Consider the following 19,188-nt stretch of genomic DNA (forward strand, 5'->3'; position numbering starts at 1 on the left):
GGCTCCGCGAGGATACCGGCGCCCGCCGACCAACGCGAAAGTCCGCGCAATCCTCCGCCCGCGTACAGCCCATCGGGGCCCGCGACGGTGCGTTAATGAGTGTCCGAGCACCTCGCAATTCATCGTGGCAAAGGAGCAGCAGATGTCGGATCAGCAATCGGAGCGTGACGGCGGCACCACCCAGGACTCGGCGGTGGATGGTTCGTGGCAGGATGCCCAGCACCGCAACGACCACGGTGCGACGGGATCCGACCCGACAGACACCGGTGCCGACAAAAGTGGGCCGGGCGAATCCGGTTCTGCCGCAGCGGATTCGGACTCCGACTCCGAATCGGACAGATCGGGTGACGGGCGTTCGGACGAACTGACCGAGGGCAGGCCCACCGTTGCCGACGAGGCCGGTCTCGACCCAGACAACGACGGTGAGGTCGACTCCCCCACCCCGGCGGCCGCCACGTCCGGCGCCGCCCCGACCGACGACGGCGCTCAGGACGAGGACAAGCCGTTGGAGGCAGTCGATCCGGAAGACCGCGATCAGCAGGGGCCTGACGAAGCCACCCGCGAGCAGCGGGCCCAGCAGATGCCCGACGAGCTCAAGATCGACATCGACGAGGACAAGCTCAAGGCATGGGACGACGTCCGCGGCAGTTACGGCGTGAAGGACGAGAACGCTGCCGAGCGTCCGATCATGATCGGCGAAGGTAACCCCGAGCCGGCGCGTGAAGTGCAGGACGGTGACGACGCCGGCAGTAACCGACGCGACGACCGTGCTGACGACCGTGCTGACGACGCGTCCTCGGACGGCGGGTCGGAGCAGCCCCGCGACGAGCACGAGCACGACGACCGCAGCTCGGAGGAACCGACCGACGGTCAGACCACCTGATCGCATTTGCATCGCGAACGCAGAGCTCACCGGATTGTGTCGGTGGGCTCTTCGTTGCGCTACGACGTCACTCGGACGACGTCACGGACGAGCGGTGGTACTCGCTCGGCAAGCCACTTTTGACGTCGCCGCGGTACCGGCGATCGCGCAACTCGGCGACATAGAGATCGTGCTCCGGTGCACCCACCGCCTCGTTGACCGCGAGTTCTGCCTCGAAGTCGTAGGGCACCCGGACGAACTGCACACCGAACGGCGCCGGTTCGTGAAGTCGTGGCTGAAGGGAAGAGCCCGCAAGCACTCCCCCTGGCCCGGAGCCAGTTGGTCGCGTCACCAGCGCAACGCCTCGCTCTCGACGGCATTGCCGAACTCCTGCAGTGCGGGCAGGAAATCGTCCCAGTTGCCCTGCACGTGCACCACGCAGCGCTCACGGCACAGGTCGATGACTTCCCGTCCTCGCGGACCTTTGCCGACATAGTCACCAAGGTTGAAGATGCAGGTGATGCCAGGGGCGCCGATTTCGGCCAGCACCGCTTCGAGCGCCGTGAGATTGCCGTGCACGTCCGAGATCGACGCGATGCGGCCCATGCCCGCCACGATAGGCCGCGGGCCCGACGGTCAGGGCTTGCGCCAGACCGACACGTGACTCTCGCTGTCGGTGGTGAACGGAGCTTTCGACCAGTCGGCGTACCTCGCTTCGATCTCGAGGCCGGCGAGCTGCGCCATCAGGTCGCATTCTGCGGGCCAGATGTAGCGGAAGTTGCTCGCGCCGTAGCGCACCGATCCGTCGTCGCCGCGGGTGTAGTGGTGCGAGGTGCCCTGCTGCGTGGTCATGTCGTAGGTGTCGAAGCCGACGTGGTGCTCGCCCACGTGGAACGGCACGGCTGCCTGGCCCGGCGGGAAGCGGCGGATCCCCGGCACCCACAGCTCGATGACGAAGCGACCGCCCGGCTTGAGATGGCGCGCCGCGTTGCGGAAGCACTCGACCTGCTCCGACTGGGTGCGCAGGTTCCCGATGCTGTTCCACACCAGGTAGACGAGGTCGAACGCACCGGGACGAGTCGCGGTCGCCATGTCGCCGATGGAGACCGGAAGGTCGGCGTCCTTCGAACGGAGCTGCTCGACCATCGGCTTCGACAGCTCGATCCCCTCGACGTGGACTCCTCTGTCAGCCAACGGGATCGCGACACGTCCGGTGCCGATGGCGAACTCCAGCGCCGAGCCACCATCGGCCAGCGCGGCCAGGAAGTCGACGGCCGGATCGAGCACGTCGGGCTCGAACATGAACGCCGACGATTCGTCATAACGGAGCGCCGCCTCGCTGTCCCACAGATCGCTGCTTGTCATGCGGCAATCTTGCTGGGGCTCCCCGACGGGCGCGACCGATTTTCGCCACCGGCCAGGCCCGGCGTCGCCGGCTCAATCAAGCCGAAGGTGGGGCCGCCGGATCAGTTGCCGTGCGGCTCCGGGTCGGCCTTTCCGAGGTCGACGCCGTCCGCCTCGCCGTCATGACCTCCGCCATGACCCTCAGCATGACCTTCTCCATGGTCCTTGTGGAAGAACTTCAGCACGATCGCGGTGATGATGCCGCCCACCACAAGGCCGACCAGAGCGGACGCGAGCGTGTTCGCGAACCAGCCGAGTACTCCGCCGAGAGCACCGGTGGAGTCCTTCACCCACTGCTCGAAGTGGTGCACCTGGCCGTAAGGCCAATGCCAACCGATGTCGTCGAGCGCGATCAGCAGGATGTGCCCACCGACCCAGATCATCGCGGCGATGCCGACGACCGACAGCACCGACAGCACCTTCGGCATGGCCTTGACCAGCGCGTTGCCGAACTTGCGCGCGCCGCTGGATTCCTTCTTCGCCATGGCCAGGCCGACGTCGTCCATCTTCACGATGAGACCGACGACGCCGTAGACGACCACGGTGATGAAGATCGCGACGACGATCAGGATCGCCAGGCGGGACAGGAACGGCTCATCGGCGACCTCCTTCAGCGAGATCACCATGATCTCGCTGGACAGGATGAAGTCGGTGCGGATGGCGCCGGAGGCGATCTCGTCCTCGGACTTGCCCTCGTTGCTGTCTTCTTCGTGCTTGCCGGTGAGCGCCTCGTACAGCTTCTCCGCACCTTCGAACGCCAGGTAGGCGCCACCGACCATCAGCACCGGCATGATGATCCAGGGCAGGAACTGCGAGGCGAGCATGATGGCCGGCAGGATGAACAGCAGCTTGTTGCGCAGCGAACCGATCGCGATCTTCTTGATGATCGGCAATTCGCGCTTGGGGTCGATGCCCGTGACATAGCGCGGGGTCACCGCGGTGTCGTCGACCACCACGCCGGCGGCTTTCGCGCTGGCCCGTCCGGCCGCGAGGCTCACGTCGTCAACGGACGCGGCGGCAGCGCGAGCAAGGGTCGCGATGTCGTCGAGAAGTGCAGCAAGTCCTCCGGCCATGCGCGTAATCGTACGGGTGGATCAGGCCTGGTTCGGACCAGCGCGCAACGCATCCGGGTCGGTGATCGGAAGATCACACGTTCGGCCCCGGCAGACGAACGCCGCGGGCTCGGTCACGATCCCTCGTTCGGCGAGTACCGACAACCGGGCATCGCCGGACGCACCCACCGCGACCGGTCCCCCGAACCGCCGGACGGCGGCCGCGACGAGTCGGTCGCGATCTCGTCCGGGCGAACCCACCACGGCGACCTGCTCCGGGCCGTCGGCCAACCGCTGCGCGGCGACCAACGCCCACCCGGCGAACCGGGGCGCACGGGTCATCACCTCGTGGGCGGTGGCGAGAGCTTCCCGCGCTGCTTCCTCGTACCGACCGGACCCGCCGAGAGCGGTCGCCGTGATGAGCGCGTTCACCGTGGCAGACAGCCCGGACGGGCTGGCATTGTCGGCCGCTTCCCGCGGGCGGGCGATCAATTGCTCGGCATCGGTCGCGGTGTCGTGGAAGCCGCCGTCGTCCGCCCGGAACCTGGCCAGCGCGTCGTCGAGCAATTGTGTGCCCGCCTCGAAGTAAGCACTGTCGTCGGTGGCCGCTGCGAGGTCGAGGAGGCCGGCAGCGAGGCAGCCGAGGTCCTCGAGCACGGCGTCCGGATTGCCGACGACACCGTCGCGGGAGACCCGCCGCAGGCGTCCGTCGACCAGGTGCACTTCGAGCAGGTGATCGGCGATCGCGCGCGCCGCGTCGAGGTACTGGGGATCGGCGAGCGCCTGCGCCGCCGCGACCAGTCCGCTGATCGCCAGGCCGTTCCAGGCGGCGACCACCTTGTCGTCGCGTTCGGGGCGGATCCGCAGTTCGCGCGCGTCCAACAGTTTCTGCCGGACGTCGGCGAGTCGTGTCTCGTCGACGTCATCGCTCAGCTGCAGCACCGAACTACCGTGCTCGAAGGTGCCGGCGCGCGTGACCCCGAAGGCCTCTGCCGCCCAACGGCCGTCGTCCTCACCGAGCACTTCGAGGAGTTGTTGCCGGGTCCAGGCGTAGAACTTGCCCTCGACGCCTTCGGAGTCGGCGTCCAAGGAACTGGCCAGGGCACCATGGTCGGTCCGCAGTTCGCGCAGCATGAAGTCGGCGGTCTGCTGCGCGACCCGGTCGCCCAGCGGCGTGCCGAGCCGGGCGTACACACCGAGCAGCTGTGCGTTGTCGTAGAGCATCTTCTCGAAGTGCGGCACGACCCAGTCGCTGTCGACGCTGTATCGGGCGAAGCCACCACCGAGCTGGTCGTACATCCCGCCGCGCGCCATGGCGTCGCAGGTCTGCTCGAGCATCGTCGCCGCCGACCCGTCACCGTGCGTCGCCCGTAGGCGCAGGAACTCCAGGACCATGGACGGCGGGAACTTCGGTGCACCCCCGAATCCCTTTGATCGGCGGTCGAATTCGCGTTCGAACAGCGCGACCGCAGTATCGAGTTCGGCACCCGTGACGGGGCGTGCTGCAGCGGACTCGCGGTTCAGGTGCTGGCGCAGGGCATCGGCCGCGCCGCGGATGTCGTCCTGCCGGTTCTCCCACGCGTCGGCGAGGAAGCCGAGCACCTGTTGGAAGGCGGGCTGACCGTGGCGCGGCTGGGGCGGAAAGTAGGTGCCGGCGAAGAACGGCGAGCCGTCGTGGTCGAGGACGCAGGTCATCGGCCAGCCGCCGTGCCCGGTCATCGCGGTGGTGGCATTCATGTAGATCGCGTCGATGTCCGGGCGTTCTTCGCGGTCGACTTTGATGCTGACGAAGTGCTCGTTCATCAACGCGGCCGTGGCGTCGTCCTCGAACGATTCGTGGGCCATCACGTGGCACCAGTGGCAGGCCGCGTACCCGACCGACAGCAGCACCGGGACACCGCGGCGCCGAGCCTCGGCGAACGCGTCCGGCCCCCACTCCCACCAGTCGACCGGGTTGTCGGCGTGTTGGAGCAGGTAGGGGCTCGTCGCGTGCTGCAGGCGGTTGGACATGCCTCGACCGTACGTGCCGAGTGTCAGACGGTTTGAGTCCCGGACGAAGCAAACCGTCTGACACTCGGCGCGTCAGCCGACGTCAGCCGACGTCAGCCGACGTCGCGGCGGCGGAAAGTGGCCAGGCCGATCAAGAAGCCCACCACCGCGACGACGAGGAGATAGCTCGTGGCGGGCCAGAAACCGAGCCAGTGGATGACCGGCCTGCAGTCGGCTCCACCGCTGTAGCACGGCGGATAGGTCTCCCATTCCTTGCCGTGGTCGACGAACGCACTCAACGCAGTGCCGATGGTCCAACGACGAGCGTCGGCGATCGAATTCCCCCCGATCAGTTCGACCGCGATGAGCCAGACGGCAGCGAACCCGAGGACGGCCGTCGTGTGGCGCAGCACGAAGCCAAGGGCTGTGCCTATCAGACTGCAGAACATACCGACGCCGAAGAGCCGTCCCAAGGTCGCGAGATAGGTCGACTGCTCACCCGCGGCGAACTCCAGTTCCCCGGACGAGCCGGCCAACCAGAAACCCGGGCCGGCGATCGCCACGAGCACCAGGACCGGCAGCAGCCCCATCAGCGTCGCCACCAGCACCTTGGAGGCATATACGGGGATGCGTTGGGGCTCGAAGGTCAGCCAGGTCATCATCGATCCGGAGGTGAACTCGGCGCACACCAGACTCGCGCCTAGGACGAGGGCAGCAAGTGCGGCCACCATCAGTAGGCCCGAAGTCCCCTGTTTCAGTACCCCGCCGAGGGTGCCGTTCTGACCGACGAAGTCCGACAATTTCGGTTCAGGGAAGTCGCAGAAGTCCGTCGGCGCGTTGTTTCGCTCCGACTCGGGAGTGCTCGCAAGGCAGTCCTTCTCGTACCTCTGGTGATTCTTCGCCCAGTCGTCGTGGGCGAACCTGAAGGTCTGCTGCACCTCGGCCTGGGTCGGCATGTTCGACACCTGCTGGTGCATCGCGAAGATGGTGAACCCGGCGAACAGCAGCGCCAGCAACAGCACGCCTTTGGTGATGCCCCGAGCGAACGCACGCCGGAACTCCGCCTTGATCAATCGGGTCATCGCACACCGCCGGTCGCCTCGAGGCCTTCGGAACGGGTGAGTTCGAGGAACACCGACTCCAGATCGTGACCGGTAGGACGTAGTTCCCGCAACCAGATCCGATGTGCGGCAAGCATTTCGGAGATCACAGCAGGATCAGCGACGTCCTCGAGGGCAAGATGTCCGTGCTCGGTTCTCACCGACAGACCTGCTCCCGCAAGCACCTCGCGGGCCTTCTCGTCGTCCGTCGTCCGGACGGTGGCGCCGGCACCGCCCTGCGCCATCAGCTCGGCCACCGATCCCTCGGCCAGTAGCCGTCCCTGACCGATGATCGACACCGTGTCGGCGACCTGCTGGATCTCACTCAGGATGTGACTGCTCACCAGCACCGTGCGCCCCTCGTCGGCCAAGGACCGCATGGTGCGCCGGATCTCGTGAATGCCTGCCGGGTCCAAGCCGTTCGTAGGCTCATCGAAGATCAACAGTTCGGGCGACTTCAACAGCGTGGCGGCGATCGCCAAGCGCTGCTTCATGCCGAGCGAGTACGACTTGAAAGGGTCACCGGCGCGCTCCTTCAGCGAGGTCTCCTTCAACACCCGGTCGACCGCGCAGCGATCGGCACCGATGGCGTCGGCCAGCAGCGACAGGTTCTGTCGGCCGCTGAAGGCAGGGAAGAACTTGGGCGACTCGACGATCGCGCCGACGCGCGAGATCACCTCCGGCAGGTGATCAGGCACCGAGCGTCCGAAAATCTCCATCGTGCCGCCGTCGGCTCGGATGAGTCCGAGCAGCATGCGAAGCGAGGTTGTCTTGCCCGATCCGTTCGGTCCGAGGAAGCCGTGCACACCTCCGACCGGCACGTTGAGGTCGAGCCCCTGCACGGCGACGTGCCGGCCTCGACGACCTCGATAGACCTTGCGCAATCCTGTTGTGCGGACAGCAAATTCGGCGCCCATGCGCTCCCCCGAGTCGATGACGATCGGAAGTGACCGCCGGCTGGGAGACATTCGATCACGGCCGACCTTGAGACCTCGGGACCTTTACGGAATCTTGACGATGTTCCGTCGGGAGCTCTGGTCTTCGAGGAGTACCCCACGGGGCTCGCACCTACTCGACCAGCGTGGAGGTTTCGGCGCGCGTCGTGCCAGGTTTCGATCGCGGCACTCGCCCTGGGGCTCGCAACTGCTCGAACCGCATGCAGTAGGTCGCGATCCCGGGCTCGCGCTGGCGGGTCCGCTTCAGTCCCGGTCGAACTCGAGGCCGAGCAGCGCGTTCTCCACCACTTCGGCAAGAGCCGGGTGGATCCAGTACTGGCCGCGGGCGAGGTCCTTGGCCGACTGCCCGAAGCTCATCGCCTGGATGACGATCTGGATCAACGAACTGGCGTCCGGCCCCATGAAATGGGCGCCCAGCAACTGCCCCGAGCTGCGGTCGGCGATCAGCTTCACGATGCTCGTGGTGTCCTCCATCGCCCAGCCGTAGGCGGTGTCACCGTAGTTCTGCACCTTCACGGTGATGTCGTGTCCGGCCTCGGACGCCTGCTGCTCGGTGAGCCCGACGGACGCGACCTGCGGGTGGGTGAACACCGCCGCCGGGACGAACCGGTGGTCGAAGGTCTGCAGGTCGCCCGGGTGGGTCAGATTGTGCGCGACGACCCGCGCCTCGTGGTTGGCGACGTGCTTGAGCTGGTAGTCCGAACTGACGTCGCCGAGCGTCCAGACGCCGTCCGCGGTGGTGCGTCCGTACTCGTCGACGACGATGCGGCCGTCCTCCCGGGTCTCGATGCCGGCCAGCGAAAGGCCCTTCGGCACAAGCGGTTCACGACCGGTGGCAACGAGCAGCAGGTCAGTCTCCATTCTCGTTCCGTCGGACAGCGACAGCTCGATGTGGTCGTCGTTCTGGACGACGGACGACACTGTGCAGTTGAAGCGGACGTTCCACTGCTCACTGGCGAGCGCGCTGAACTCCGTGCTGATCAGATCGTCCTGCTGGCTCAGCATCACCGGACCCCGGGTGACGATCGTGACCTCGACGCCGAGCGAGCCGAAGACGTGCGCGAACTCGGCCGCGATGTAACCGCCACCGACGATCGTCATGCGCTGCGGGAGTTCATCGATCCGCATGACGTCCTCGTTCGTGTAATACCGCACGCCGCAATCGGAAATGCCCTGGGGCACAACCGGAGTCGAACCGGTGGCGACCACGATCTGGTCGGCGGTGATCTCCTGCTCGCGCCCCTGGACGTCGACCACGATGGTCTTCGGGCCGGTGAACCGCGCCGTGCCGAGAAATGCCGTCGTGTTGTCGCCGTTGACCCGGTAGTTGCGCCCGCTGTCCTCGATCGGGTCGATCCGGCCGAAGACGCGGTCACGGATGTCACGCCAGCGGACGCCGTCGATCCGGGCATCGACGCCGTAGCGTGATGCCCCACGGATCGTGGTCGCGACCTCGGCCGCGTACACGAACATCTTGGTCGGGATGCAGCCGACGTTCAGGCAGGTACCGCCGAACAGTCCCTTCTCGATCACCGCGACCCGCTTGCCGTCCCATTCAGGGGTGACCAGAAAGTTGCCTGAGCCCGTACCGATGATCGCGAGGTCGAAATGCATTCCGCCATTGTCACCCGACGGTGCACGGCCGTCGTCCAGGGGCCGACCGGCAGCGCCGAATCGCCCGCCGTTGCAACGCCCGTGACAAACTCAGGGTCGACATCATTCGTGAAGTTCAGGGAGAGACCTCGTGAAGAAGTTGAATGCGCTCGTCGCAGCAAGTGCCTTGGCCGTGACGATCGGCCTGTCCGGTTGCGGGTCGGACGACAAGAAGTCCGAGGAGACCGGCGCGGCCTCGCAGACCGCGTCCACCACCCCGCAGACCCAGTCGTCGAGCGAGTCGACTCCCGCCCAGAGCAGCAGCGAGTCGCCCGCGAGCGAGACCACCAGCTCCGGCGGCGCTGTCGGCGGGATACAGAACTGCAAGCTGGAGCGCAAGGGCGAACAACTGGAAGCTCAGGCGGTGGGCATCAGTTGTGAGGACGCCACTCAGATCTGGGGCAAGTTCTCCCAGAAGGACCAGGCCATCGCCTCCGGCGATGTGAACCACAACGGTGAGACTTGGAAGTGCGGCATCCTCACCCAGGGCAGCACGGTCACCGGCGGTTGCACGGCCGGTCAGAAGGCGATCAGCATCGGCGGTATCTGAGCCGCACCACGCACATCCGAAGGCCACCCGCACCAGCGGGTGGCCTTCGGTTCATGTCGTGCGGTGCGCCACGTCGGGACGTGCTGCACTCACTTCTTGAGTTCGGAACGCTCCCAGGCGCGGGTCGTGGGCGTGACGCGACCGCGCTGCGTGTCGCGCGAGCGGTAGACGATGTACGGGCGCCACAGGTACTGCAGCGGTGCACTGAACACGTGCACAAGCCGGGTGAACGGCCACATCGCGAAGAGCGCGAACGCCACCAGCGCGTGCAACTTGAACCCGATCGGTGCCTGCGCCATCAGGTCGGCGTCCGGCTGGAAAGCCAGGAACGAGCGGTACCAGACCGACACGCCTTCGCGGTAGTTGTATTCGCCGCCGACGGTGAAGATCGAACCGGCGATGGTGTTCCACATTCCCAGGACGATGGCCGCTGCGAGGAAGACGTACATCACCTTGTCGTTGACAGTGGTCGCGGAGAACACCGGTCCCGTGACCCGGCGACGGTAGATCAGGATCGCGAGGCCGACGATCGTCATGATGCCTGCCAACAGACCGCCGATGACCGCGACCAGGTGGTACACGTGGTCGCTGATGCCGACGGCTTCGGTCCACGAACGCGGCACGAGCAGACCGATGATGTGGCCGCCGACCACACCCAACATGCCGAAGTGGAACAGCGGGCTGCCCCACCGCAACAGGCTCGATTCGTACAGCTGGCTGGAGCGGGTCGTCCAACCGAACTTGTCGTATTTGTACCGCCACCAGTGCCCGACCACGAAGATCGCCAGGCACATGTAGGGCACGATCACCCACAGGAAGGTGTTCATCGGGGGGCTCCCACCGGAATCTCGTTGCCCAGGAACTCGGGCGCGTTGGCAATGGTCGGCGGCGTGAAGGCGCCGGGTGAGGGTGCGTCGAGGGCGGGGTCCATTCCGTAGCCGTCCATCCCGACGTCCTCCTGAGGAGGACCTTGTTCGATCAGGAGAGCTACCGCCTGCACCTCGTCGTCGCCGAGGGGCGGGAGCGTTGCGCACAGCGCGATCAGCACGTTCGCCCAAGCAGAACCCTTGTCCTGCAGCGCGATCCGCAGCATCTCGACACCGGCGCGGTAGTCACCCAGCAACTTCCAGGAGGTCTGGACGTCGACCGTCGCACCGAACTCGAGCACCACTGCGATGTGGTCGGGCAACTCATCGGACTCGAACTCGGCTCCGCCCTTGCGGTAGGCCTGCTTGAACTGCACCAGCACCACTCCGCGACGGCGAGTGTCGCCGTACGCGAAGTAGGTGAGGTACAGACAGCCGCGCCGGGTGTGATCGAAGGTCTCGACGAAGTCGGCCTGCAGGTCCTGCAGTGGCACCTGCTGCGCATGGTCGAGGAAGGCGTTCAACGGATCCCGCACTGTCGCAGGCAGATCCGTGATGGACGCCCGGATCATCGCGCGCTGCTCGGCGGAGTCGTCGTGCGGGTATTCCAGCAGCAACGACACTGCCTGCCAGACGACGCGCAACTGATCCTCGGGCAATCGCGAACGGTTGCTCTTGGCCACCCGGCGGAAGATGTTCATCACTTGTCCTTCCGGCCCGGGAAGAGCCCGCGCGGGCTGCCCTTGCCATCCCAGTTGAGCAGGTTCACGCGTCCGCGCTTGGTGCCTCCACCGACGAGTTCCTCGCTGGTCTGACGCTCCTGCAGCATCCGGAAGTTCTCCACCGCGACCGGGGTGAGCTCACCGGATCCTTCGCCGAACGGGTCATTGCCGTCACCGTCGTAGTCGTAGTTGACCGGGCAGTCCGTCGCGAGTTCTTCCAGTCCGTGCGCCTGCTCGGCGTGGGCGGTCGGGATGACGTAGCGCTCGTTGTACTTGGCGATTGCGAGCAACCGGAACATCTCGTACATCGACTCGGCGTCCATGCCGACGGCTTCGGCGATGGACTCGTCCGGGTCGCCGCCCAGGTTGATGTCGCGCATGAACGACCGCATCGCGGCGAGCTTGCGCAGGACGTCGTTGATCGGTCCGACGTCACCGGCGGTGAACAGGTTGGCGAGGTACTCGACCGGGATGCGCAGGGTGTCGATCGCGGCGAACAGGTTGTTCTTGTCCTCGCCGTCGTGACCGGTCTCCTTGATCACGTCGACCACCGGCGACAGCGGCGGGATGTACCAGACCATCGGCATGGTGCGGTACTCCGGGTGCAGCGGCAGCGCCACCTTGTAATCCTGGATCAGTCGGCGCACCGGCGACTTCTTGGCTGCTTCGACCCAGTCGCCCGGGATGCCCGCTTCCTCCGCGGCGCGAGCAATCTCGGGGTCGTTCGGGTCGAGGAAGACCGAGCGCTGTGCCTCGTACAGGTCGTGATCGTTCTCGACGCTGGCCGCTTCCAGCACGCGGTCGGCGTCGTACAGCATCAGGCCGATGTACCGCAGTCGTCCGACGCAGGTCTCCGCGCAGACGGTTGGGATGCCGACCTCGACGCGCGGGTAGCAGAAAGTGCACTTCTCGGCCTTGCCGGTCTTGTGGTTGAAGTAGACCTTCTTGTACGGGCATCCCGAGACGCACATGCGCCAGCCGCGGCAGCGGTCCTGGTCGACCAGGACGATGCCGTCCTCCTCACGCTTGTAGATCGCACCGCTGGGACAGCTGGCCGCACACGACGGGTTGAGGCAGTGTTCACAGATGCGCGGCAGGTAGAACATGAAGGTCTGTTCGAACTCGAACTTCACCTTGTCCTCGATGCCCTTCAGCATCGGGTCCTTGACCGCGATCTCCTTCGAACCACCGAGGTCGTCGTCCCAGTTGGCCGACCAGCGGACATTCATGTCCTTGCCGGTGAGCAGCGACTTGGGCCGGGCGACCGGGAAGTTCTTGGTGGCCGGCGAGGTCAGCAGCGTCTCGTAGTCGTACGTCCACGGCTCGTAGTAGTCGTCGATCGAGGGCATCTTGGGGTTGCTGAAGATGTTCGCCAGCTTCTTCAACCGACCGCCGGCCTTGAGCTGGAGCTTGCCGTTCTTGCCGAGGGTCCAGCCGCCCTTCCACTCCTCTTGGTCCTCGTAGGTGCGTGGGTAGCCGAGGCCGGGACGGGTCTCGACGTTGTTGAACCACACGTACTCGGTGCCGGCCCTGTTGGTCCATGCCTGCTTGCAGGTGACCGAGCAGGTGTGGCACCCGATGCACTTGTCGAGGTTCATCACCATCGCCATCTGAGCCATGATCTTCATGTCTTCGTCTCCTCTACTTTCCCGCTGGCTCAGTACTCGACGGGGGTGGTGCGCTTGCGGATCATCGTGACCTCGTCACGGTTGTTCCCGATCGGCCCGATGTAGTTGAAGAAGTAGGCCAGCTGGGCGTAGCCACCGACCATGTGGTTGGGCTTCAACAGAATTCGGGTGAGGCTGTTGTGGATTCCGCCGCGCTTGCGGTCGCGCTCGGTGAGCGGGACGTCGATGAGCCGGTCCTGTGCGTGGTGCATGTAGACCGTGCCCTCGGGCATGCGGTGGCTGACGATCGCCCGCGCCGCCACGACACCGTTGCGGTTGACCATCTCAATCCAGTCGTTGTCCTTGATGCCGACCTTGTCGGCGTCGCGGTCGCTCATCCAGACCGACTGGCCACCGCGCGACAGCGACAGCATGAACAGGTTGTCCTGGTACTCGCTGTGGATCGACCACTTGTTGTGCGGCGTGAGGTAGCGCACCGAGACACCGAGTTCGTTCTGCTCACCGATCGGTGCCTCACCGAACAACTGGGTCATGTTCAGCGGTGGCCGGTACACCGGCAACGCCTCGCCCATCCCGATGAACCAGTCGTGGTCGACATAGAACTGTTGCCGCCCGGTGAGGGTGTGGAACGGCTTCTTGCGCTCGATGTTGATGGTGAACGGGCTGTACCGGCGTCCGCCGGACTCCGAACCGGACCACTCCGGTGAGGTGATCACCGGAACCGGTGAGACCTGGGTGTCGGCGAAGGTGATCTGCTTGCCCTCGTGCTCGGCCGACAGGTCGGCCAGCTGGGTGCCGGTGCGTTTCTCCAGGAACTTGAATCCCTGGGTGGCCAGGTGACCGTTGGAGACGCCCGCGAGGTGCAGCATGGCGTCGGCCATCTGGACGTCGGTCTCGACCTTCGGCTGTCCCTTGCCGGCGCCGCTCATCGCGACCCCGTTGCGCTGCCGCAGGATGTCGACCTCGCGTCCGACCTGGTAGGCGACGCCCTTGGTGAGCATGCCGACCTTCTCCAGCAACGGGCCGATGGTCGTCATCTTGTCGTAGACCGCGGTGTAGTCACGTTCGGCGACGGCGATGACCGGCATCGTCTTGCCCGGGATCGGCTCGCACTCCCCCAACTTCCAGTCCTTCACCTCACCGTGCACGGTGGCCATGGCCTCGGGGGTGTCGTGCCACAGCGGCTTGGCGATGACGTCCTTGCGCGTGCCGAGGTGCTCGACGGCGAGTTCGCTGAACTTCTTCGCGACAGCCTTCCACGCCTCCCAGTCCGACTTCGTCTGCCACGGCGGGTTGATCGCCGGGTTGAAGGAATGGATGAACGGGTGCATGTCGGTGGTCGACAGGTCGTGCTTCTCGTACCAGGTCGCCGCCGGCAGCACGACGTCCGACAGGATCGTCGAGCTGGTCATGCGGAAGTCGATGGTCATCAGCAGGTCGAGCTTGCCCTCGCCCGCCTCGTCGGCCCATTCGACGGACGTCGGACGGTGCTCCGGCGAGGCCTCGAGCGCCGTCGCGGCACTGTCGGTGCCGAGCAGGTGACGCAGGAAGTACTCGTTGCCCTTCGCCGAGCTGCCGAGCAGGTTGGAGCGCCACAACGACAGCACGCGCGGGTAGTTGACCGGGTTCTCCGGGTCTTCGACCGCGAATTTCATTGCACCGGATTTCAATTCGGACGCGACGTACGCAGGAACCTCCATTCCGGCGGCCTCGGCCTGGTCGGCGATGTCGAGGCTGCTGCGGTCGAAGGTCGGGTAGCTCGGACTCCAGCCGAGGCGGGCCGACTGCGCGAGCAGGTCCATCACTCCCTTGCCGGCGAAGATGCCGGTGCCGGCGTCCAGGTCGTCGGCGTTGTGGGTGTCGTAGCGGTACTGGCTGGTGTGCACGTACCAGTAGGAGGTCTGGTTCATGTGCCGTGGCGGGCGGTGCCAGTCGAGCGCGAACGCCATGTGCTGGAAGCCCATGATCGGTCGGATCTTCTCCTGGCCGACGTAGTGCGCCCAGCCGCCGCCGTTGCGTCCTTGGCAACCGGTGATCGTGGTCAGCACCAGCATCGCGCGGTAGATCTGGTCGGAGTGGAACCAGTGATTCACGCCTGCGCCCATCAGGATCATGCCGCGGCCGCCCGTGTCGATCGCGTTTTGCGCCCACTCGCGCGCCAGGCGTTCGACCTGCTGCGCCGGCACACCGGTGTGTTCCTGCTGCCAGGCCGGAGTGGCCGGTGCGGACGGGTCGTGGTAGCCGGTCGGCCACGAACCCGGCAGGCCCTCACGTCCGACGCCGTACTGCGCCAGCATGAGGTCAAGGACGGTGGTGACCAGACGTTCGCCGACGCGGCGGACGGGGACACCCCGGCTCTCGTAGGCGACCTTTCCGTCGCCGGCGTCGAAGCGCGGAAGCTCGACCTCGACGGCGTCGTCACGGGTGTCGTAGACACTGAGCAGCGGGTCGATTCCCTCGAGTTCGAGGTTCCACCTGCCCATACCCTCCTCGCCGTAACGGTCCCCGATGGATCCGTTCGGGATTGCCAATTCTCCTGTGTTGGAGTCGAATACGGCGGTCTTCCACATGGCGTTCTCGGAGTCGGACTTCGGTCCGCCTTCGACATCGCCTGCCACCAGGTACTTGCCCGGCCGCAGCACGCCGTCCGGGCCCTGGGTCAAGGCGACCAGGTTCGGCAGGTCGGTGAAGCGCTTGTTGTATTCCTCGAAGAACGGCACCTGCTGCTCGACGAAGAACTCCTTGAGCACGACGTGGCCCATCGCCATCGCGAGCGCCCCGTCGGTGCCGGGCGCGGCGGTGACCCACTCGTCCGCGAACTTCACGTTCTCGGCGTAGTCGGGGGCGACGGCGATGACCTTCTGGCCGCGATAGCGGGCTTCGGTCATCCAGTGCGCGTCGGGCGTACGGGTCAGCGGGACGTTCGAGCCCCACATGATCAGGTAGCCCGCGTCCCACCAGTCACCGGACTCGGGGACGTCGGTCTGGTCGCCGAACATCTGCGGCGAGGCGTTGGGCAGGTCGGCGTACCAGTCGTAGAACGACAGCATGGGCGCGCCGACGAGTTCGAGGAAGCGAGCACCGGAGGTGTAGGACACCGGCGACATGGCCGGGATCGGTGAGAAGCCGGCGATGCGGTCGGGACCGTACTGCTTGACCGTGTAAACGTGGGCGGCCGCCACGATCTCGACGACGTCCTCCCAGGTAGCCCGCACCAGGCCGCCCTTGCCGCGAGCGCGCTTGTACCGACGGGCCTTCTTCGGGTCCTCGACGATCGAGGCCCAGGCCAGCACCGGGTCGCCGCCGTGCTCGGCCTTCGCCGCACGGAACATCTCCAGCAGCACACCGCGCACGTACGGGTAGCGCACCCGGGTCGGGCTGTAGGTGTACCAACTGAACGCGGCGCCACGCGGGCAGCCGCGCGGTTCGTACTCGGGCTTGTCGGCCCCGGCGCTGGGGTAGTCGGTCTGCTGCGCCTCCCAGGTGATGATGCCGTCCTTGACGTACACCTTCCACGAACAGGACCCGGTGCAGTTCACGCCATGGGTCGAGCGGACTACCTTGTCGTGTGCCCAACGGTCGCGGTAGAACGCATCACCCGAACGGCCGCCCTCCTTATAGAGGGTGCGCAGGTCCGGCGACACCTTCTGCGGCTTGAAATGACGCCGCGTGCGCAACAGCGCATTGGTCATCGGGTCGTCGATCGACATCGGATCAATTCCTCACACTCGGCACAGCTGTCCCAACTCCCTTGACAGTAGGGAGGAACAGAACCGTCCGGAAGAGGACCAACGTCCCTATTGCGGACGCGTCCATCCTCCTAATTTGTGTAATGCACGGTTGTCTGCCGTGCGCCCCGAATGATTCAAGGAGCACTCACGCGATGTCCGCTACGGCATCCAGCACCATCCCGGCCGGCACGTCGCGGGGTTCCACCAGGGTCCTGGTGATGTCCACGATCGCCTTCACGTTGATGTTCGCGGTGTGGCTGATGTTCGGCATCCTCGGTGTGCCGATCCAGAAGGAGTTGAAGCTCAGCGACCCGCAGCTGGCCTGGATCAGCGCGGTCGCCGTCCTGAACGGTTCGCTGTGGCGCCTGCCCGCCGGGATGCTCACCGACCGCATCGGTGGACGCGTCGTCACGATCGCGATGCTGCTGCTGACGGCCATCCCCTGCTACCTGGTCGCGCACGCACACAGCTACGGCATGTTGCTGATGCTGGCCTTCCTGGTCGGCTTCGCCGGCAACCTGTTCAGCGTCGGCGTGCAAGCCGATCGGCGAGATGCTCGAGCCGCTGAAGCAGATGCGGGTGTGGCGCTTCAGCCTGTATTACGCCGCGGTGTTCGGTGCGTACGTCGCGTTGTCGGCTTGGTTGCCGAAGTATTACGTCGACAACTTCGGCGTCTCGCTGCACGACGCTGCTCTGCTGACCGCCACCTTCATCTTCCCGGCGTCCTTGTTACGTCCGGTGGGCGGCGCGTTCTCCGACCGCCTCGGCGCCCGCAAGGTCATGTATCTCACCTTCGGCGTCATGCTGGTGACCACCGGCATCCTGATGATGCCGAACGGCCACCTGGTCATCGCGCACCCGGACGGCCACACCAGTCAGCACCTTGCCTGGAACCTCGGCATCGCCCCGTTCGCCGTGCTGGTGTTCCTGCTCGGCTGCGCGATGGGTATCGGAAAAGCCGCTGTTTACAAGCACATCCCCGAGTACTTCCCCGACAACGTCGGTTCGGTCGGTGGCCTGGTCGGCATGTTCGGTGGTCTCGGCGGATTCGTCCTGCCCCCGCTGTTCGCCTACACCAAACAGTGGTCCGGCTTCCCGTCCAGCACCTTCTTCGTCCTCTTCCTGCTCACGGCCCTCTGCGCGATCTGGATGCACCTGACCGTCCTGCGCATGCACCGCGAGCACTCCCCCGAAATCGCCGACCGCATCGAGCGGCCCGAAACAGTTGGAGCAGAACGATGACCAGTACGACCGCGCCGCAACGCCGCGGCAAGGAGTGGCTCGAGGAATGGGATCCCGAGAGTGAGCAGTGGGACTCCGGTCTCGCCTGGCGCACCCTGTGGATCACGACCTTCTGCCTGACCCTGGCGTTCATCGCCTGGTTCCTGCCCAGCGCGATCATCCCCAAGCTCAATGCCCTCGGGTACAGCTGGACGAAGTCCGAGCTGTACTGGATGGCCGCGATGCCCGGCCTCGCCGCCGGTCTGCTGCGCCTGATCTGGATGGTGCTGCCGCCCATCATGGGCACCCGCAAGATGGTGTCGCTGACCACCCTGCTCCTGGTCGCATCGACCCTCGGCTGGGGCGTCCGCGTCCAGAACCCCACCGCTCCGTACTGGGAGCTGATGGTGCTGGCCTTCCTCGCCGGTATCGGTGGAGGCGCCTTCTCCGGCTTCATGCCGAGCACCTCGTTCTTCTTTCCCAAGTCCAAGCAGGGCACCGCGCTCGGCCTGCAGGCGGGCCTGGGCAACTTCGGCGTCTCGATCGTCCAGCTGACCACGCCGTACCTGATCGCGATGAGCGGCCTGGCCATCTTCGGCGGCAGCCAGATGATGAAGTCGCCGGGCAAGGCCAGTCAGCAGGTCTGGTATCAGAACGCCGCGTTCGTCTGGATCCCGCTGATGATAATCGGCGCGATCCTGGCCTGGACGATGCTGAAGTCGGTGCCGATCCATGCGAACGTCAAGCAGCAGTTCGACATCTTCAAGAACCAGGACACCTGGTGGATGACGTTGCTTTACATCATGACCTTCGGCACGTTCGCCGGCCTGTCCGCGCAGTTCGGTCTGCTCATGGCCGACTTGTACGGCACCGGTAACAGCGAGATCGTCAGCGGATCCGGTGCTGCCGCAAGAGTCTTGGTCGAGGGTTACACGCTGCCCGACCCGGTGAAGTTCGTCTTCCTCGGCCCGCTCATCGGTGCCGGTGCTCGCGTGCTGTTCTCCCCGCTCACCGACCGCATGGGCGGAGCGATCTGGTCGCTCATCTCCGGCATCGGACTGGTCGCCTCGATCATCTACACGATCCCGGGCCTGACGCCGGACACCTCGTCCGCCGCAGCCCTGGACTCGGGCTTCAACCAGTTCCTGTTCGGGATGCTCGCGATCTTCTTCTTCTCCGGCATCGGCAACGCATCCACCTTCAAACAGATGCCGATGATCTTCGAGCGGCGCCAGGCCGGCGGTGTGATCGGCTGGACGGCTGCCATCGCGGCGTTCGGTCCGTTCCTGTTCGGTATCGGCATCACCACGATGGGTGGCCCGGCCTTCTACTGGCTGGGTGTCGCCTGGGCGGTCATGTGCATCGCCATCACCTGGTGGCGCTACGCACGTCCGGGAGCTCCCAAGAAGAGCTGACGCTCGGTCCCCGTCGATTCGAACTCGCGGCCTGCAGTT

The 19,188-nt window shown here is 65.8% G+C and carries 16 protein-coding genes and 1 pseudogene; 5 read left to right on the forward strand and 12 right to left on the reverse strand.

Going from position 1 to position 19,188, the window contains the following annotated elements; genetic code table 11:
- Positions 1–142 precede the first annotated feature (142 nt).
- Positions 143–883, forward strand: a complete 741-nt coding sequence (locus EU513_RS10105; protein WP_129625772.1) for a hypothetical protein — start codon at positions 143–145, stop codon at positions 881–883.
- 67 nt (positions 884–950) lie between these two features.
- Here EU513_RS10105 and EU513_RS16395 read toward each other — a convergent pair whose 3' ends face one another.
- The 8 genes from EU513_RS16395 to mtr all read right to left on the reverse strand — a co-directional run bounded on the left by EU513_RS16395 (position 951) and on the right by mtr (position 8,977).
- On the reverse strand, positions 951–1,112 hold the full coding sequence (locus EU513_RS16395) for a hypothetical protein (protein WP_240796006.1): 162 nt from the start codon (positions 1,110–1,112) through the stop codon (positions 951–953).
- Between the two features lie 98 nt (positions 1,113–1,210).
- Positions 1,211–1,468: a metallophosphoesterase gene (locus tag EU513_RS16400; RefSeq protein ID WP_240796007.1), complete on the reverse strand. Its 258-nt coding sequence runs from the start codon at positions 1,466–1,468 to the stop codon at positions 1,211–1,213.
- Between the two features lie 30 nt (positions 1,469–1,498).
- On the reverse strand, positions 1,499–2,227 hold the full coding sequence (locus EU513_RS10115) for a class I SAM-dependent methyltransferase (protein ID WP_129625773.1): 729 nt from the start codon (positions 2,225–2,227) through the stop codon (positions 1,499–1,501).
- 101 nt (positions 2,228–2,328) lie between these two features.
- On the reverse strand, positions 2,329–3,339 hold the full coding sequence (locus EU513_RS10120) for a DUF808 domain-containing protein (protein WP_129625774.1): 1,011 nt from the start codon (positions 3,337–3,339) through the stop codon (positions 2,329–2,331).
- Positions 3,340–3,360: 21 nt separating this feature from the next.
- Complete coding sequence (locus EU513_RS10125) at positions 3,361–5,328, reverse strand: thioredoxin domain-containing protein (RefSeq protein WP_129625775.1); 1,968 nt, start codon at positions 5,326–5,328, stop codon at positions 3,361–3,363.
- A 92-nt stretch (positions 5,329–5,420) separates the two neighbouring features.
- Complete coding sequence (locus tag EU513_RS10130; RefSeq protein WP_129625776.1) at positions 5,421–6,389, reverse strand: ABC transporter permease subunit; 969 nt, start codon at positions 6,387–6,389, stop codon at positions 5,421–5,423.
- Positions 6,386–7,375, reverse strand: coding sequence for an ABC transporter ATP-binding protein (locus tag EU513_RS10135; protein WP_240796008.1), 990 nt, complete (start codon positions 7,373–7,375; stop codon positions 6,386–6,388). Before EU513_RS10135 ends, EU513_RS10130 begins: the two co-directional genes overlap by 4 nt.
- 231 nt (positions 7,376–7,606) lie before the next feature.
- Positions 7,607–8,977 carry a mycothione reductase gene (gene mtr, locus EU513_RS10140; RefSeq protein WP_129625777.1) on the reverse strand — a complete coding sequence of 457 codons (1,371 nt, stop codon included), beginning with the start codon at positions 8,975–8,977 and terminating at the stop codon, positions 7,607–7,609.
- A gap of 130 nt (positions 8,978–9,107) precedes the next feature.
- Between mtr and EU513_RS10145 the strand changes: the two genes are divergently transcribed.
- Positions 9,108–9,566 (forward strand): hypothetical protein, encoded by a 459-nt coding sequence (locus EU513_RS10145; protein WP_129625778.1) that lies wholly within the window; start codon positions 9,108–9,110, stop codon positions 9,564–9,566.
- 89 nt (positions 9,567–9,655) lie between these two features.
- Here EU513_RS10145 and narI read toward each other — a convergent pair whose 3' ends face one another.
- The 4 genes from narI to EU513_RS10165 are packed head-to-tail and all read right to left on the reverse strand — an operon-like array spanning position 9,656 to position 16,492.
- The gene (gene narI / locus EU513_RS10150) at positions 9,656–10,393 is read right to left on the reverse strand and encodes a respiratory nitrate reductase subunit gamma (protein WP_129625779.1); all 738 of its coding nucleotides are present in this window, start codon (positions 10,391–10,393) and stop codon (positions 9,656–9,658) included.
- On the reverse strand, positions 10,390–11,133 hold the full coding sequence (gene narJ / locus EU513_RS10155; RefSeq protein ID WP_129625780.1) for a nitrate reductase molybdenum cofactor assembly chaperone: 744 nt from the start codon (positions 11,131–11,133) through the stop codon (positions 10,390–10,392). Before narJ ends, narI begins: the two co-directional genes overlap by 4 nt.
- Positions 11,133–12,782, reverse strand: coding sequence for a nitrate reductase subunit beta (gene narH / locus EU513_RS10160; RefSeq protein WP_129625781.1), 1,650 nt, complete (start codon positions 12,780–12,782; stop codon positions 11,133–11,135). The genes narJ and narH overlap by 1 nt, the downstream gene beginning before the upstream one ends.
- Before the next feature lie 29 nt (positions 12,783–12,811).
- On the reverse strand, positions 12,812–16,492 hold the full coding sequence (locus EU513_RS10165) for a nitrate reductase subunit alpha (protein WP_129625782.1): 3,681 nt from the start codon (positions 16,490–16,492) through the stop codon (positions 12,812–12,814).
- Between the two features lie 281 nt (positions 16,493–16,773).
- Here EU513_RS10165 and EU513_RS16405 point away from each other — a divergent pair.
- The 3 genes and pseudogenes from EU513_RS16405 to EU513_RS10175 form a co-directional block, all read left to right on the forward strand.
- Positions 16,774–16,992, forward strand: a pseudogene (locus EU513_RS16405) (MFS transporter); the annotation flags it as partial.
- A gap of 73 nt (positions 16,993–17,065) precedes the next feature.
- Positions 17,066–17,755 (forward strand): nitrate/nitrite transporter, encoded by a 690-nt coding sequence (locus tag EU513_RS16410; protein ID WP_240796019.1) that lies wholly within the window; start codon positions 17,066–17,068, stop codon positions 17,753–17,755.
- The gene (locus EU513_RS10175) at positions 17,752–19,149 is read left to right on the forward strand and encodes an MFS transporter (protein WP_129625783.1); all 1,398 of its coding nucleotides are present in this window, start codon (positions 17,752–17,754) and stop codon (positions 19,147–19,149) included. The genes EU513_RS16410 and EU513_RS10175 overlap by 4 nt, the downstream gene beginning before the upstream one ends.
- The last annotated feature ends 39 nt before the right edge of the window (positions 19,150–19,188 follow it).

Origin of the sequence: Yimella sp. RIT 621, from assembly GCF_004146205.1 — a bacterium.
In the GTDB taxonomy this organism is placed as follows: Bacteria; Actinomycetota; Actinomycetes; order Actinomycetales; family Dermatophilaceae; genus Yimella; species Yimella lutea.

Excerpts from the sequence above, each read along its gene's own strand:
- EU513_RS16400 (WP_240796007.1), bottom strand. The coding sequence starts at position 1,468 with ATGGGCCGCATCGCGTCGATCTCGGACGTGCACGGCAATCTCACGGCG.
- narH (WP_129625781.1), bottom strand. The coding sequence starts at position 12,782 with ATGAAGATCATGGCTCAGATGGCGATGGTGATGAACCTCGACAAGTGC.
- EU513_RS10165 (WP_129625782.1), bottom strand. The coding sequence starts at position 16,492 with ATGTCGATCGACGACCCGATGACCAATGCGCTGTTGCGCACGCGGCGT.
- EU513_RS16410 (WP_240796019.1), top strand. The coding sequence starts at position 17,066 with ATGCTCGAGCCGCTGAAGCAGATGCGGGTGTGGCGCTTCAGCCTGTAT.
- narI (WP_129625779.1), bottom strand. The coding sequence starts at position 10,393 with ATGAACACCTTCCTGTGGGTGATCGTGCCCTACATGTGCCTGGCGATC.
- EU513_RS10135 (WP_240796008.1), bottom strand. The coding sequence starts at position 7,375 with ATGTCTCCCAGCCGGCGGTCACTTCCGATCGTCATCGACTCGGGGGAG.
- EU513_RS10125 (WP_129625775.1), bottom strand. The coding sequence starts at position 5,328 with ATGTCCAACCGCCTGCAGCACGCGACGAGCCCCTACCTGCTCCAACAC.
- EU513_RS10115 (WP_129625773.1), bottom strand. The coding sequence starts at position 2,227 with ATGACAAGCAGCGATCTGTGGGACAGCGAGGCGGCGCTCCGTTATGAC.
- EU513_RS10120 (WP_129625774.1), bottom strand. The coding sequence starts at position 3,339 with ATGGCCGGAGGACTTGCTGCACTTCTCGACGACATCGCGACCCTTGCT.
- EU513_RS10175 (WP_129625783.1), top strand. The coding sequence starts at position 17,752 with ATGACCAGTACGACCGCGCCGCAACGCCGCGGCAAGGAGTGGCTCGAG.
- EU513_RS10130 (WP_129625776.1), bottom strand. The coding sequence starts at position 6,389 with ATGACCCGATTGATCAAGGCGGAGTTCCGGCGTGCGTTCGCTCGGGGC.
- mtr (WP_129625777.1), bottom strand. The coding sequence starts at position 8,977 with ATGCATTTCGACCTCGCGATCATCGGTACGGGCTCAGGCAACTTTCTG.
- narJ (WP_129625780.1), bottom strand. The coding sequence starts at position 11,133 with ATGAACATCTTCCGCCGGGTGGCCAAGAGCAACCGTTCGCGATTGCCC.
- EU513_RS10105 (WP_129625772.1), top strand. The coding sequence starts at position 143 with ATGTCGGATCAGCAATCGGAGCGTGACGGCGGCACCACCCAGGACTCG.